General features: G+C 28.9%; 12 protein-coding genes. 1 reads left to right on the top strand and 11 read right to left on the bottom strand.

What is annotated here, in order from left to right; all coding sequences use genetic code 11:
• Positions 1-130 precede the first annotated feature (130 nt).
• The 8 genes from mraY to HW276_RS11220 all read right to left on the bottom strand — a co-directional run bounded on the left by mraY (position 131) and on the right by HW276_RS11220 (position 9,728).
• Positions 131-1,219, bottom strand: coding sequence for a phospho-N-acetylmuramoyl-pentapeptide-transferase (gene mraY, locus HW276_RS11185; protein WP_178938477.1), 1,089 nt, complete (start codon positions 1,217-1,219; stop codon positions 131-133).
• Positions 1,220-1,281: 62 nt separating this feature from the next.
• Positions 1,282-2,694, bottom strand: a complete 1,413-nt coding sequence (gene murF / locus HW276_RS11190; protein WP_178938478.1) for a UDP-N-acetylmuramoyl-tripeptide--D-alanyl-D-alanine ligase — start codon at positions 2,692-2,694, stop codon at positions 1,282-1,284.
• 307 nt (positions 2,695-3,001) lie between these two features.
• Positions 3,002-4,273, bottom strand: coding sequence for a prolyl oligopeptidase family serine peptidase (locus HW276_RS11195; protein WP_178938479.1), 1,272 nt, complete (start codon positions 4,271-4,273; stop codon positions 3,002-3,004).
• A 45-nt stretch (positions 4,274-4,318) separates the two neighbouring features.
• Positions 4,319-6,022, bottom strand: a complete 1,704-nt coding sequence (locus tag HW276_RS11200) for an ABC-ATPase domain-containing protein (protein ID WP_178938480.1) — start codon at positions 6,020-6,022, stop codon at positions 4,319-4,321.
• A 423-nt stretch (positions 6,023-6,445) separates the two neighbouring features.
• Positions 6,446-6,796: an FUSC family protein gene (locus HW276_RS11205; RefSeq protein ID WP_255460471.1), complete on the bottom strand. Its 351-nt coding sequence runs from the start codon at positions 6,794-6,796 to the stop codon at positions 6,446-6,448.
• Positions 6,797-6,816: 20 nt separating this feature from the next.
• Positions 6,817-7,452 carry a hypothetical protein gene (locus HW276_RS11210; protein ID WP_178938481.1) on the bottom strand — a complete coding sequence of 212 codons (636 nt, stop codon included), beginning with the start codon at positions 7,450-7,452 and terminating at the stop codon, positions 6,817-6,819.
• Between the two features lie 44 nt (positions 7,453-7,496).
• The gene (locus HW276_RS11215) at positions 7,497-8,051 is read right to left on the bottom strand and encodes a sugar O-acetyltransferase (protein ID WP_178938482.1); all 555 of its coding nucleotides are present in this window, start codon (positions 8,049-8,051) and stop codon (positions 7,497-7,499) included.
• A gap of 255 nt (positions 8,052-8,306) precedes the next feature.
• Positions 8,307-9,728, bottom strand: a complete 1,422-nt coding sequence (locus HW276_RS11220; RefSeq protein ID WP_178938483.1) for a 6-phospho-beta-glucosidase — start codon at positions 9,726-9,728, stop codon at positions 8,307-8,309.
• Positions 9,729-10,322: 594 nt separating this feature from the next.
• On the opposite strand from HW276_RS11220, the gene HW276_RS11225 reads away from it, so the two are divergent.
• Complete coding sequence (locus HW276_RS11225) at positions 10,323-11,183, top strand: lipopolysaccharide assembly protein LapB (protein ID WP_178938484.1); 861 nt, start codon at positions 10,323-10,325, stop codon at positions 11,181-11,183.
• 191 nt (positions 11,184-11,374) lie between these two features.
• Here HW276_RS11225 and HW276_RS11985 read toward each other — a convergent pair whose 3' ends face one another.
• The 3 genes from HW276_RS11985 to HW276_RS11235 all read right to left on the bottom strand — a co-directional run bounded on the left by HW276_RS11985 (position 11,375) and on the right by HW276_RS11235 (position 12,833).
• Complete coding sequence (locus HW276_RS11985; protein ID WP_370464639.1) at positions 11,375-11,494, bottom strand: transposase; 120 nt, start codon at positions 11,492-11,494, stop codon at positions 11,375-11,377.
• Between the two features lie 104 nt (positions 11,495-11,598).
• The gene (ylxM, locus tag HW276_RS11230) at positions 11,599-11,922 is read right to left on the bottom strand and encodes a YlxM family DNA-binding protein (RefSeq protein ID WP_178938485.1); all 324 of its coding nucleotides are present in this window, start codon (positions 11,920-11,922) and stop codon (positions 11,599-11,601) included.
• Positions 11,923-11,939: 17 nt separating this feature from the next.
• A complete protein-coding gene (locus HW276_RS11235) occupies positions 11,940-12,833 on the bottom strand; it encodes a tetratricopeptide repeat protein (protein WP_147004505.1) in 894 nt (297 codons plus the stop codon).
• Between the last annotated feature and the right edge of the window lie 788 nt (positions 12,834-13,621).

The raw sequence follows: 13,621 nt of genomic DNA on the forward strand, positions 1-13,621 counted from the left end.
CTATCTTTTTGTTAAAAAATAAATTTATTATATTCTTATTTACAATTTCACTTTTCATGAAATAATAAATAAAAACATAATTTTTCAAAATTTAAAATTAGATTGCAGGGGAAAATCCCCCCTGCTTTATTTATCTTAATTTCAGAATTACAAATGTCAATAAACATGTCATTATTGAAACAATCCAGAATCTTATTGTAACTTTCGTTTCAGGCAATCCCAATAATTCAAAGTGATGATGAATTGGCGCCATTTTAAATACTCTTTTTCCAAAAGTTTTAAAGTGCCAGACTTGAATCATAACCGACAATGCTTCCATAATAAATATGAAACCTGCTATTGGAAGCAACAATTCCTGCTTTATAAAAATAACTATAATTCCTAAAATTCCTCCCAATGTCAAAGAACCTGTATCTCCCATAAATACTTGAGCTGGGTAAAAATTATACCATAAAAATCCAATTAATGCTCCAATTACCGCCGCAAGATAAACTATTATTTCAGCAGCTTGCGGAACATAGTAAAGATTTAGGTATTTTGCATATTTTACATTTCCAGTCAAATAAGTTATGATTAAAAGTGTGATACTTACTACAATTGTAGGTCCGCTTACAAGTCCATCCAATCCATCTGTTAAATTTACAGCATTTGAAGATCCGATTATTACAAAAGCTATAAATACAAAGAATAAAATCGGTGTTATATAAAAATAAGAATTTTTTATTATTGGATTAACTATTGAAAAATCAATTGTTTTATTAACAAGTCCATATTTATAAACAAACCAAAATGTCAATGCTGTAATTATCATTTGTCCCAATATTTTTTTCTTTCCAGAAAGCCCATTCTTATGTCTTGTTAATTTTAAATAATCATCGTAAAATCCTATTGTCGTAAATAAAATTGTAATTATAAACAAAAACACAATAAATTTATTTGTAAAATTTCCAGCAATGGCAGTTGCAAATAAAATTGCTCCGATTATTAAAATTCCTCCCATTGTAGGTGTTCCAGACTTGTCAAAATGCGATTTAGGCCCTTCTTCTCTCGCTGTATCTCCATATTTTTTCTTTTTTAGCCAAGCAATAAACGGTTTTCCAAAAATCAGCATAAATAAAAATGCTATCATAAATGCTACAGAGGCTCTTAACATTATTGATTTAAAAATACGTAAAACTCCCCAGCTGTTTATAAATAAATTTTGTAATAAATATAACATTATCTTTTATAGAATCTTCTTATTTTAATAAAAAAATTCTTCTCCTTTCCAATTTTAAATATTTATTTTTCTATGATTTCTTCCAGTTTCATTCCTCGTGATGCCTTTAACAGCACTACCTTTTCCGCTGAAATCTGTCTTATTTTTTCTTTTATTTTTTCCTTTTCATCAAAATGCTCAAATTCTCCATTTTTCAAGGCTTCATTGATTTCAAAATTCCCATTGTCCATATTTTTATTTTCAACATTTTCTTTTATTTTTTCAAATAAACTTTTCATTCTGTTTCCAAATAAATAAAGTTTATCAAATTTTGTATTTTTTATTGTATTAAAAAGATTGCTATGAAGCTCCAGTTCATTTTCCCCTAGTTCCAGCATATCCCCCAAAACTACAACTTTTAATCTATCATTATATATTTGGGAAAATGTTTCAAGTGATTTCTCCATAGACATTGGACTTGCATTATAGGCATCATTAATATATGTTGTGTTGCCGTTTTCAATTATTTGAAACCGCATTCCAGTCAAGCCAATATTTTTTACAGCTTCACCGATTATTTTATCTTCCATCCCGAATTGCTTAGCCACAGCAATCGCCATAACTAAATTTAGCACGTTATGTTCTCCCAGAACATTCGTCTTATAATTTCTTTCAACTGTACTTTGACAAATTTTCCCAAAATATTTCAGAAAAAATTCAGTTCCACTCTCGTTAAAATGAACATCTCCATAATAAAAATCAGGCGTTTTCTCCTTGAACTTATTATTTTCCAAACTCAAAGCCCTTACAACTTCAATATTTTCAGCCTTCACATTTTTTAAATACTCATCATCGCCATTAATTACAAGCATGTCTTTAATGTATGGAATAATTTCCGTTTTTGCCAAAAATACATTTTCCTTCGTTTTCAAAAATTCCAGATGCGACTCCCCAATATTTGTAATTACATTAATATTAGGCAATGCAATTTGCCCCAGCAAATCAATTTCTCCAAAGCCGCTCATTCCCATTTCCAAAATGATAAACTCATCATCCTTTTCAGCACGCAACAAAGTGAAGGGCAGTCCAATATGATTATTGTAATTCCCTTCAGTCTTTTTCCCTTTATATTTTTGTGAAAGCAAATGGTAAATCATGTCCTTTACAGTCGTTTTCCCATTGCTCCCTGTAATTCCAATTACTTTTATATCTAAATTTTTTCGCCATTCCCTAGCAAAATTTTGCAAAAATTCAACACTATCCTTTACAAAAAATGCACGATCAGCATATTTTTCATCAATTTTCACAGCTTCGCTATCGTAAACAGCAACAGCTCCCTTTTCCAATGCTTCATTAACAAAATTATTCCCGCCTCTAATGGCAACAAAAACATCATTTTTTTCAAGCTCCCTTGAATTGATTGAAACATTTTTTATTTCAAGATCTAATGTTTTTTCTTTATTAAAAAGCCTTTGAAATACTTCACTTTTATTCATAAAATTTCTCCAAATCCTATCTATTTTAATACTTTTTTTATAATAGTTCACATTATAAAATTATATCATTTAGAAAGCATTTTTTCAATATATTTTTATTTTTTTTCCAAATTTTTCTAAAAGAATTTACCTTATGTTCCACCTGATTTAAAACTAAGCTGGCAAAAACTATAATTATTTTTTTCAAACCTTAAATTTATATGATTTTTAATAGTTCAATTTTAAATGGATTAGAATATATAAACAAAAAAAACTAAACTTAAAATTTACTATTATAAGCAAACCTTTTTTCTGTTTTCATTTTAAACTAATAATATCTAGTTTTCAAATTCTGTCTTGCCATCCATTCAAATAAATGCTCACCTTTATCATTCACAGGCATATTTCTAAGGCTGTAAATCCAGCTCCAGTGCCCATTGTACTCAGTTTCACCAATTTTTACATTTGGATAAGAGGAAAGTATTGCTCCATATTTTGAAAGAACGTCATAAACTCTTTTACTTGTATTTTCGTAGGAAATAGTCGGATCATTTTTAGCATGAACCATCCAAAGCGGTTTATTTCTTATTTTCATCAAATCCTGTGTAGTAGTTGCAACTCCGCCAGAAGTAGCCGCTTTATCAAGAGCAGCTGCACTTGTACTAAATGCCGCAAAATAATCTGGATAATCAATCATCATTCTAAACGACATATATCCACCAGCAGAAGCTCCAAAAATATAAATTCTATTTTTATCAATATTATTTTCAGAAACAAATTCATCAATCATAGCCTTTACTGATTTTATGTACCCTTTGGTATAATTATTGTACCAAGTGTCATCAGCCTGCGGTGCCACGACATAAGCTCCACCAAATATCTTTTGTGTTTTATCTTCTGCAAAAGCCACTGCCCCACGATTTGCCAATTTTTGTGAAACATTATTCTGATAATCCTTGTATCCGCCTTCACCATTTCCATGAAACCAGATTATAAGCGGATGTTTCTTCCCATCATCTTTATTAACAGGTTTAAAATATTGATAATTCACTCCACTTTTAGACTTCGCCGCTACAAACTTATCAGCTTCCTCATCAACAATTTTCCCTTGTATATGAAATCCTGTTTTATAATCCTTTATTTTCTTTTTTTGATCCACTCTATACTCTAAATCCATCAATACATTTCGAGAAACATCCCCTGTAACATAACTCAAAGTATTTGCTCCAACCACATCTTTTCCATATTTCAAATTAATAACAATATTTCCCTTGTCATTCACATAAATATTCTCAATTTCCCTCTCAACTTCAAATGTCCCCAATGATTTAGTCTTATCGTCTAGCACAATTCCAGCGTCTTTTGGCAAAGTTCCTTTAGCAAAAACTTTAAATGTATCTTTATCAATTTGCTTATTTGGAATATTTTCCCCTTGCCCTTTTGTATCAATCTCAATGGAAACAATATTCTGCCCATAATCAAATACTTTCGCATTTAACGAATACGAAATAATTGGAATAGTTGGAAAGGGTATTTCACTAGAAATTCCCAACACACTCACCAAAAACAAACCTACAAACACCAATACTTTAGTTTTCATACCAACCACTTCCTTTACAATATTTTTTTATTTCAAATTTAATTACTATTTTATTTTCAATTTTCTATATCTATTCACTGCCGCACAAAATTCCTGCTTTCTAGGCAATGCCAAATTTCCTGGATGCCCTGTGTACGAAGAAATTGAATCAAGCCCGTCCTTTTCAATTTTTTCATAAATCCTGTCAGCTGCTTGCGAAAGCGTCAATTTTTCATCCAGTACTTTATTTTTAAAATAGTCAATCATTACAGCAATGCAGTTTGTTTGGCTGTCATCCACAAGTTGCTCCAGTCCTGAAATGTCGATTAATTCCTTTCCATATAGAATGCTATATTTCCCTTTAGCTTTTGTTTTATCTAGTTTTCCAGATTGTGAAAAACTTTTTTTGAGTGGAATTCGCTGTGTAACTCCTTGAAATTTATCATTTGGAGAAAATTCTCGCTTATTTTCATCTGATTTTGCAATTTTCTTTGCCTTTTCTGTTACATCTTTTGGTACATACTCATCCATCATTATAACATGATTTGCCACATCAAAATAATCTCCAGAACCGCCGACAATCAATATCGTAGAAACTCCAAAATTGTCATAAAGTTCTTTTACTCTGTCAATAAATGGCGTTATAGGTTCTTTTTCCTTTGCAACAAGTTTTTGCATTCTTCCATCACGAATCATAAAATTTGTGGCTGAAGTGTCTTCATCTATTAAAAGTAAAGAAGTTCCGTATTCTAGGGCTTCGGCTACATTTGCTGCTTGTGAAGTGCTTCCACTTGCATTTTCAGTTGAAAAAGTTCTAGTGTCTTTATTTCCTGGCAAATTGTTGATAAATCCGCTGATATTTACTTTTTCTACATTTCTTCCGTCTTCTGCACGTATTTTTACTGCATCTGTTTCAGAAATTATGAATTCACGTCCATCTTGAGCAATGTGATTGTAAATTCCTCGTTCGAGAGCTGCTAGTAAAGTGGATTTCCCGTGATAGCCTCCACCTACAATTAGAGTAATTCCTTTTGGAATTCCCATTCCAGACACTTTTTTTCCACTTGGAAGATTTAATGTAATTTCAAATTTTTCTGGACTTTTGAATTTTACTGCATTTTTCATAGGTTTATCTGAAATTCCGTTTTCACGTGGAAGTATTGAATCGTTAGCTACAAATGCGACTAATTTGTTTTCTTTCAATACTTTTCTTATGTATTCTTGGTCTAACACTAAAATTATTTGCTCTTTTAAGGATTCTTTATTCAAATTATCATAGAGAATAGATTTTTCAACAATTTTAGGTAACTGTTCAAAAATAATTTTTTGTGCAGCTTTTCCCATTATTCGTCTACCTCTTGCTGGCATTCCCATTTCAAATCTAACTTCGATTTTATCTTCCTTTATCAAAACTGACGTTCTTTCCAAAATTTCTTGCCCACATCTATCAATAAAAATCCTTCCGCTTCCTCCAGTTCCTGAACTATCATTTCCACTTTTCTGAATTTCCTTGTAAAAATTTCTTGTAAGAAAATCTGAAACTGCAATATTTTTCTCCTTTGTATCTGTTAATTCATAAGGAATTCCTGAATTTTTTCTATCCATTATAATTCGCATTCTTGAAGGCGGAGCATAAGGGTCTGATTGGACATGGTCAATTGCAAGAACATACTTTGGAAATTTATATTCTCCCTTTAGAGATTTATACGCTGAATAACTTTTTCCATCCATTGAAAATAATATTTTTTCTAACTCTTTATAATTTTTCATTTTTTTACAATCCTCCTTATAATTTTTTATATTGTTATTTATACCAATTTATTGAAAAGTCCATTATTTACAAATATTTATTTCTACCATAATTTTACCACATTTATCTTTATTTCCCAATTTTTTCCCTTAGATAAAAAAACAGCACTAACTTGTGAGGCTGAAATATTCAAGGAGGAATTAACAGCTTCTATTTAGCTCTAGTGAACCAGAAAGTTAAAATTACAACTAGAATAATAAATACTAGAAAGTCCCTTTTAATCATAATTTGGTGTCTTCCTTTCATATTTTAAATTGTGAGGCAGTAAAATCTCACAGTATTATAACAAAAAAATACCCCTATCAATTAAGATTAGAGTATTTTTTATTATATCCAAATTTATAGAATTAATTATTTTAAGATATTTTTTACAAAAAATTAAATCATTCTCTAAATTTTTCATGATATACGACATATCCACCTATAATCCCTATTAAAGAACCTATTATTGTGTTAAAAAGTCTCCCTTCGGCAAATAAAAAAGGACTTTTTGTAAATAATGTACCTGCTTCTGACAAAAAAATTGTAAGTGGCGTTATAAAAATCATTGCTATTCCATAATTTCTTGGAACTAAATATTCGACAATAAATTGGAGGATTATTATTAGCATACATATTTCCCATGGATTTTTTGCAAATAAAAGTATTCCCCAGCAAAAAACGACTCCTATTAAAGTCCCAACTATTCTTTGAACACTTCTTTGGAAAACATGTTGAGTTGAATTTCCTTGCATTACGGCGATACAAGCTACTGCTACCCAATACGGATTGTCAAATTTAAAAAATATCCCACTCCTAAAGCTATACTCAAAAATATTCCAAATATGATTGCTTCAATAATACTTTTTCTTATTTCTTGCGGAGTATGAGGAATATTCAATGTTTTTTCTAGATTTAATTTCTTTTTCACTATGAAACAATACAAAAATACTACTAAACATGTTGACAATGTTCCAAAAGTCATATAACCTATATTTTCTGCAATTTTGTAAATCGGTTGATGTGGAATTGAAATAGCATTTGAGCATATCATTACAAAAAAGAAATCTTTTGGAGGTTTTAATTTAAAATGTGAAACCATCCAGTGAATAATTCCTGCTGTTATTCCAAATACTATAACCGAAACTACCGTGTTAAAGCTAAAAATTAATCCAATCGTATAAACTGATATGAATCCAAATGAACACCCCATTAGCATTAAGATTTTTTCAGAAAACGAACCTTTTAACGGAAAATATACAACTAAAATTGCTGCTAATGAAGCCGTCATTCCTAATTTTAAATTATTTGACAATAATCCAATTAATATCGGTACTGCCATTGATAAACTTGCTAATAATGGTAAATCTTTTGGAGCATTTACTTTTTTTAATTTTAAATTTTCAATCATAATTTACTTTCCTCCCTTTTTAAATAATTATAATTTTTAATCTGTTATTTTTTTACAACTTTACATGGAACACCAGCTGCCACAACTCCAGAAGGAATATCTTTAGTAACGATGCTTCCTGCGGCAATTACAACATCATTTCCAATTGTAACTCCTGGCATTACATGAACTCCTGCTCCAAACCATACATTGTTTCCCACTGTTATTGGCTTTGCGTATTCAAGTCCTGCATTTCTCTGTTCACTATCCAAAGGATGTCCCGCCGTATAAAATCCACAATTGGGAGCAACAAATACATTATCTCCAAATTTTACTTTTGCTCCATCTAAAATTACAACATCATGATTACTGTAAAAATTTTCGCCAAGTTCAATATTATAACCATAATCACACCAAAATGGTGCTGTCACTGTGAAATTTTTTCCTGTTTTCCCAAGTAATTTTTTTAAAATTTTATTTTGCTTTTCAATTTCTGACGGTTTCACTAAATAATTATACTCATGGCACAATTCTTTTGCTTTCGTTCTTTCTCTCAAGAGTTCTTCATCATAATTAGCATCATAAATCATTCCTGCTATCATTTTTTCTTTCTCTGTCATCTGCTCTCCTTTCCTGAAACTTTCTATCTTTTTCTATTTCTATTCTCATTTTATCGCACTTTTCTTTTATTTCTCAAATCATTTTCTTTAATTGAATAAAAAAATATACCCCAATCAATTAAGATCGAAGCATTTTTTTACCTTTTTACAAAACATTTTTCATACTTGTAATTTTTTATACATTTGTAAATAAATAGTTTTATTATTACTTAACTTTTATATCTAAATTACTTGTAAAAATTTTAATTTTGAACACTAATCCAAATCTTCTCCATTGCTTGCAATAACTTTTTTATACCAGTCAAATGATTTTTTCTTGCTTCTCTTTAACGTTCCATTTCCATCGTTATCTCTATCTACATAGATAAATCCGTAACGTTTTTTCATTTCTCCAGTTCCCGCACTTACCAAGTCGATAGGTCCCCAAGTTGTATATCCTAGAAGTTCCACTCCATCCAGTTCAACTGCTTCCTTCATTGCCTTTATATGATCTCTTAAATAATCTATTCTGTAGTCATCTTCCACATACCCATTTTCATCTGGAACATCCACAGCTCCAAGCCCATTTTCCACAACAAACAGCGGTTTTTGGTATCTGTCATAAATTTCATTTATTGTTGTTCTAAATCCTAACGGATCTAATCCCCATCCCCAATCTGTAACTTCAATGTACGGATTTCTCATTGTTTTTAATAAGTTTCCTTCTCCAAGCTTATCAGCTTCGGCAGAAATACAACGAGTTGTATAATATGAAAAACTTACAAAATCAACTGTATTTTCCCTTAAAATTTCTTCATCTTCACTTGTAATTCCAACATTTATATTTTCTCTTTCAAAAAATTTCTTAGCATAATTAGGATAATATCCACGAGCCTGAACATCAATGAAGAAATAGTTTTCCCTGTCTTTTTCAAGCGCAACCCAGACATCTTCAGGCTTAGAAGTCAATGGATAAAATTTCCCAGCTGCAAGCATACATCCGATTTTGTTTTCAGGATCAATTTCATGCCCGATTTTTGTAGCCCAAGCACTTGCCACTAATTCATTATGCGCTGCAGTATACAAAACTTGATTTTTATTTTCTCCTTCTTCAAACACAATACCCGCCCCCATAAATGGTGCATGTAACAAAATATTGATTTCATTAAATGTAAGCCAGTATTTTACAAGTCCTTTATATCTAGTGAAAATTACAGTACACAATCTCTTGTAAAAATCAATAACTTTTCTGTTTCTCCATCCGCCATATTCCTTGATTAAATGAATCGGAAAATCAAAGTGAGTTATTGTAACTAATGGCTCAATCCCATATTTTCTACATTCCTTAAATACACTTTCATAAAATTCAAGTCCTTTTTCATTCGGAGTTTCTTCATCTCCGTTTGGAAAAATCCGAGTCCACGCAATCGACATTCTATAAGTCTTAAATCCCATCTCAGCAAACAATGCAATATCTTCCTTATATCTATGATAAAAATCAATCGCTCCTTTAGCAGGATAAAAATGTTCATCATCAAATTCCAGCATTTTTCGCTCCCCAGTAATCACAGCAAGCCTATCTTCCCCAACTGGCGACAAATCCACATTGGCAAGTCCTCTTCCATCCGCATCATAAGCACCTTCAAGCTGATTTGCAGCAGTAGCTCCACCCCACAAAAAGTCTTTTCTAAATCCCATCTCTATTTCCTCCTTAATAATTTTCATATTTTTAGTTATTTAAAATCAAAAGCAAAATTAGAAATATATCCAGTATATAATTAATCTTAAAATAAAAACTATAAAATAAATAAAAAAACAAAACTAAAAGGGGAAAATATTCATTTAGAGCCATTCCCCACCATTTCAGTTTTGTCTAACCCAAATAGCAATAATCTAAAATTTACAAGTTTATAATTTCACATATTCTTTACATAGTAATTATACCCTAACTTTTTCATTTGTCAATAGAAATTTAGTTTTTATATTTATCTATTTTTTACAAATTTATTTCCTAAAATCTATTATATTCATAAAACAGAACAATCACAAAAAACTTGAAAAGTCTAGAAAACTGATTTTTTAAAAGACTCAAATTAATATCAAAAATTTTTATCAATTTATTTATTTTACTTCATAAATTAGGGATTTCCATAAAGAATAAATTTCAACATGCAATTGCCCTACACATAAAATCTAAATTATTGACAACGATAAAAAATATTGTTAAAATGTAAAAAATGGATTTTTTAAAGTACATAAAAAATTCATAAATTTAAAAGGAGATTATTAAAAATGAAAAAGCTTATTTTATTGGGAGTTTTTGCTTTATCACTTACAGTAAATGCTGGATATTTGGAAGATGGAAATTTGTATTACAAAAATCAAAATTATGATAAAGCGGAAAAAATGTATTTGAAGGCAATTCAAAAAGGAAATGCTGGTGCTATGAGTAATTTAGGAAACGTATATTTTGCTCAAAAAAAATACGATAAAGCCGAAGATATGTATTCAAAAGCTGTTAAAAATGGAGTTATAGAAGCCATGAATAATTTAGGAGCTTTATATAAAGAGCAAAAAAAATATGACAAAGCGGAAGAAATATATTTAAAAGCAATTCAGAAAGGCAATATCAGCGCAATGTATAATTTAGGAAATTTATACATGGATCAAAAAAAGTACGATAAAGCCGAAGATATGTATTTAAAAGCAATCCAAAAAGGAAATATGAAAGAAGCAATGTATAATTTGGGAAATTTATATACAGAGCAAAAAAAGTATGACAAAGCGGAAAAAATGTATTTGAAAGCAATTCAAAACGGTCATATCGGTGCTTTAAATAATTTAGGAAATCTATATTTTGCTCAAAAAAAATACGATAAAGCCAAAGAGATGTATTTGAAAGCCACTGAAAATGGAATTGATGATGCCATGTACAATTTAGGAAATGTATACAGAGAACAAAAAAAATATGATAAAGCTAAAGAAACATATTTAAAAGCAGTTCAAAAGGGTGATATCAGAGCTATGAACAATCTGGGACTTTTATACTATGATTTAAAAGATTATTCCAATGCAAAAAAATATATAAAAAAAGCAGCAGATTTAGGACATGAAAAAGCTCAAAAATTTTACAGAGAAGTGCTACAAAAATAACTAAGGAGTTCGAATTTTACGTAAACCCAAAATATAATATTATGGTACAGGATGGTATTTTTATCATCCTGTTTTTAAATTCTTCCTTTAATATTTCGGGTGCGTAAAAACTTTTGTGTAAATATAACAACAGCCAAGTATTAGATTTACTGGATTTATCTATTAGTTTACACAAAATGACGGACACTCTCTCATATTCTCAAACAATTTTTCGATAATTTATTCAAAAAATCTCTTCGACAATTTTTAATATACCCATGCAATTTTGATATTTTTGATTTTTGCTTATACCAATTTTTAGAAAATTTCACTCTATCCTTTATTAAATTTCGATCTGAAAAAATATTTTTTATATTATTTTTTTTATTAAATATAATTTAATAATACTTCTAACTTTAAAATCTGTAGTATATCTTTATTCTGCATAATCAAAATCTTCTATTATTTTTTCCAGATTCCCCATAGTAAAATTTTTTTTCAAATATTCCAATTTTCTCTTCAGTTCCTTTTCCTTTTTAAATATTCCAAGTTTATTTTCATATTCATCCAGTTTCTGAACTCCCTTTTTTATATTATCAAAAACTGCTTGTCTCGTAACTCCACATTGTTCTGCAATTTCTGAAAGAGAACTGTTTTCTTCCAGATAAAGTTCTAAATATTCTCTCTTTTTTTTTGGAAAAAGTTCGCCATAATAGGAAAATAATACAGAATATTTTAAAAAATCATCTAATTTATCCATATATTTTCAAACTCCCTTTATTTTTTTACTTTTTTTACAATTTGTTTTTTCCATACATACTTTTCCATTTTATTTTTATCAATTTTATTTTTCACAATTTTTATTTTTTCTAAAATTGCTTTATAATTTTCATTTTCAATTCCAAAAACATCCTTAGAAATTTTTTCACATTTTTCCAGCAATTCCAACGTCTTTTTATAACTTTTATTTTCAAAATAAGCATTTATAAAATTATTCAAAATATTTAAATAGAGATTACTGCCTTCTCCAACTCGTCTCTTTAATATTTTCAACACTTCATCCACTATATTTTCTGCCATTTTTTTTTCATCAAGTTTCAAATAAGGCTTTACCATATTGCTCAATATAATTGCTCCCTGAATCTCACTATCTTCCAGATCCTGCAATATTATCAAACTTTTTTTTTGCCATTTCACCGAATCCTGATACCGACCATTTTCCTCATAAAAAAGCCCCAAATTATTACAAATTCCAGCAAATATATATCCATTTTGAAAATTATTCTTTTTATAAATTTTTATCGCCTTATGATATTTTTCCTCAACTTTTTCATAATTCTTCATAACTCTGTAAACCTCAGCAAGATTAGCATTACAAGTCACATACGGAAGACTGTTTTCACCATAAATCTCCAAAATAATATTTTCCGCCTTCGTCAATAACCTTACCGACTCATCAAATTTCCCCACATATTTCAACGCATTCCCCAATTCCGTCAAAATTTTCGCATTTTCTTCACTCTCCTGCCCAAAAATTCTTCTAAACAATACCCTCAATTCCCTCAAAACCTCAATTTCTTTCTCAATTTCCCCGCTATTCAAATACTCTTCCCTTTTCACAAGCAATTCCTGAATCCTATTTTCTTTTACTTCCTTTTCTTTCCCAGTCATTTATAATTTCCCTCTTTTTAAATTTTTTTATTTTATATTCAAATTTATTTTAAATTAAACTGCTAAAAATTATATGAATTTAAGAGTTGACTAAAATAGTCACAGTTTTTAAGTTCAGTTTTAAGACAATTTTACTATATATTCAAATCCCTTTAACAAATGTTCTCGACAACTCCATTTTTTTTGAAATAACTTATCAACAATTCAATATTAACCACTTTTTTTATTTAACTATTATATTCATCCCCATTTAAAAGCCAAAAATTACATTCTATTTATTTTTCTTTCAATCTTTTGTAAAAAATTTATAACAAATTAACTATCTAAATAAAAAATAGTATTAACCTCACCATATCAATATTATTTATAATATCATAATTTTTTAAATAAATCTAATTTTTTTCCTTTAGGAAAGAGTAAAAATTTTGGAGAATGATTAAAAAAATTATATTTTTAAATAATTTAACTTTCTATAAAATATAATAATTAATTTCATAAATTTAAATATATAGTAAAACTATCTTAAAACCGAACTCAAAAACTATGATTATGACTATTTGCTTAAAACCTAGATCTATAGTTTATACTATTCTCCGTTTAAAAAGCGAATATTTATTTTAATTATTTGAAAATAAATATCAGGTTTAATCTGCTAAAAAGATTTATAAAATATTCGTTATTCAAATGGGGTTTAGTATTAATTTTAAATGGATTCGAGTATAATAAAAAAAATATTTTATTTTATCTTCAATCAAAAAAATACACAAAAAAATATAATAATAGATAAA

The sequence above is a fragment of the Leptotrichia sp. oral taxon 417 genome, assembly GCF_013394865.1.
Classification (GTDB): domain Bacteria; phylum Fusobacteriota; class Fusobacteriia; order Fusobacteriales; family Leptotrichiaceae; genus Leptotrichia; species Leptotrichia wadei_A.

Excerpts from the sequence above, each read along its gene's own strand:
- HW276_RS11205 (WP_255460471.1), bottom strand. The coding sequence starts at position 6,796 with ATGCAAGGAAATTCAACTCAACATGTTTTCCAAAGAAGTGTTCAAAGA.
- ylxM (WP_178938485.1), bottom strand. The coding sequence starts at position 11,922 with ATGGATAAATTAGATGATTTTTTAAAATATTCTGTATTATTTTCCTAT.
- HW276_RS11195 (WP_178938479.1), bottom strand. The coding sequence starts at position 4,273 with ATGAAAACTAAAGTATTGGTGTTTGTAGGTTTGTTTTTGGTGAGTGTG.
- HW276_RS11210 (WP_178938481.1), bottom strand. The coding sequence starts at position 7,452 with ATGATTGAAAATTTAAAATTAAAAAAAGTAAATGCTCCAAAAGATTTA.
- murF (WP_178938478.1), bottom strand. The coding sequence starts at position 2,694 with ATGAATAAAAGTGAAGTATTTCAAAGGCTTTTTAATAAAGAAAAAACA.
- HW276_RS11220 (WP_178938483.1), bottom strand. The coding sequence starts at position 9,728 with ATGGGATTTAGAAAAGACTTTTTGTGGGGTGGAGCTACTGCTGCAAAT.
- mraY (WP_178938477.1), bottom strand. The coding sequence starts at position 1,219 with ATGTTATATTTATTACAAAATTTATTTATAAACAGCTGGGGAGTTTTA.
- HW276_RS11200 (WP_178938480.1), bottom strand. The coding sequence starts at position 6,022 with ATGAAAAATTATAAAGAGTTAGAAAAAATATTATTTTCAATGGATGGA.
- HW276_RS11225 (WP_178938484.1), top strand. The coding sequence starts at position 10,323 with ATGAAAAAGCTTATTTTATTGGGAGTTTTTGCTTTATCACTTACAGTA.
- HW276_RS11215 (WP_178938482.1), bottom strand. The coding sequence starts at position 8,051 with ATGACAGAGAAAGAAAAAATGATAGCAGGAATGATTTATGATGCTAAT.
- HW276_RS11235 (WP_147004505.1), bottom strand. The coding sequence starts at position 12,833 with ATGACTGGGAAAGAAAAGGAAGTAAAAGAAAATAGGATTCAGGAATTG.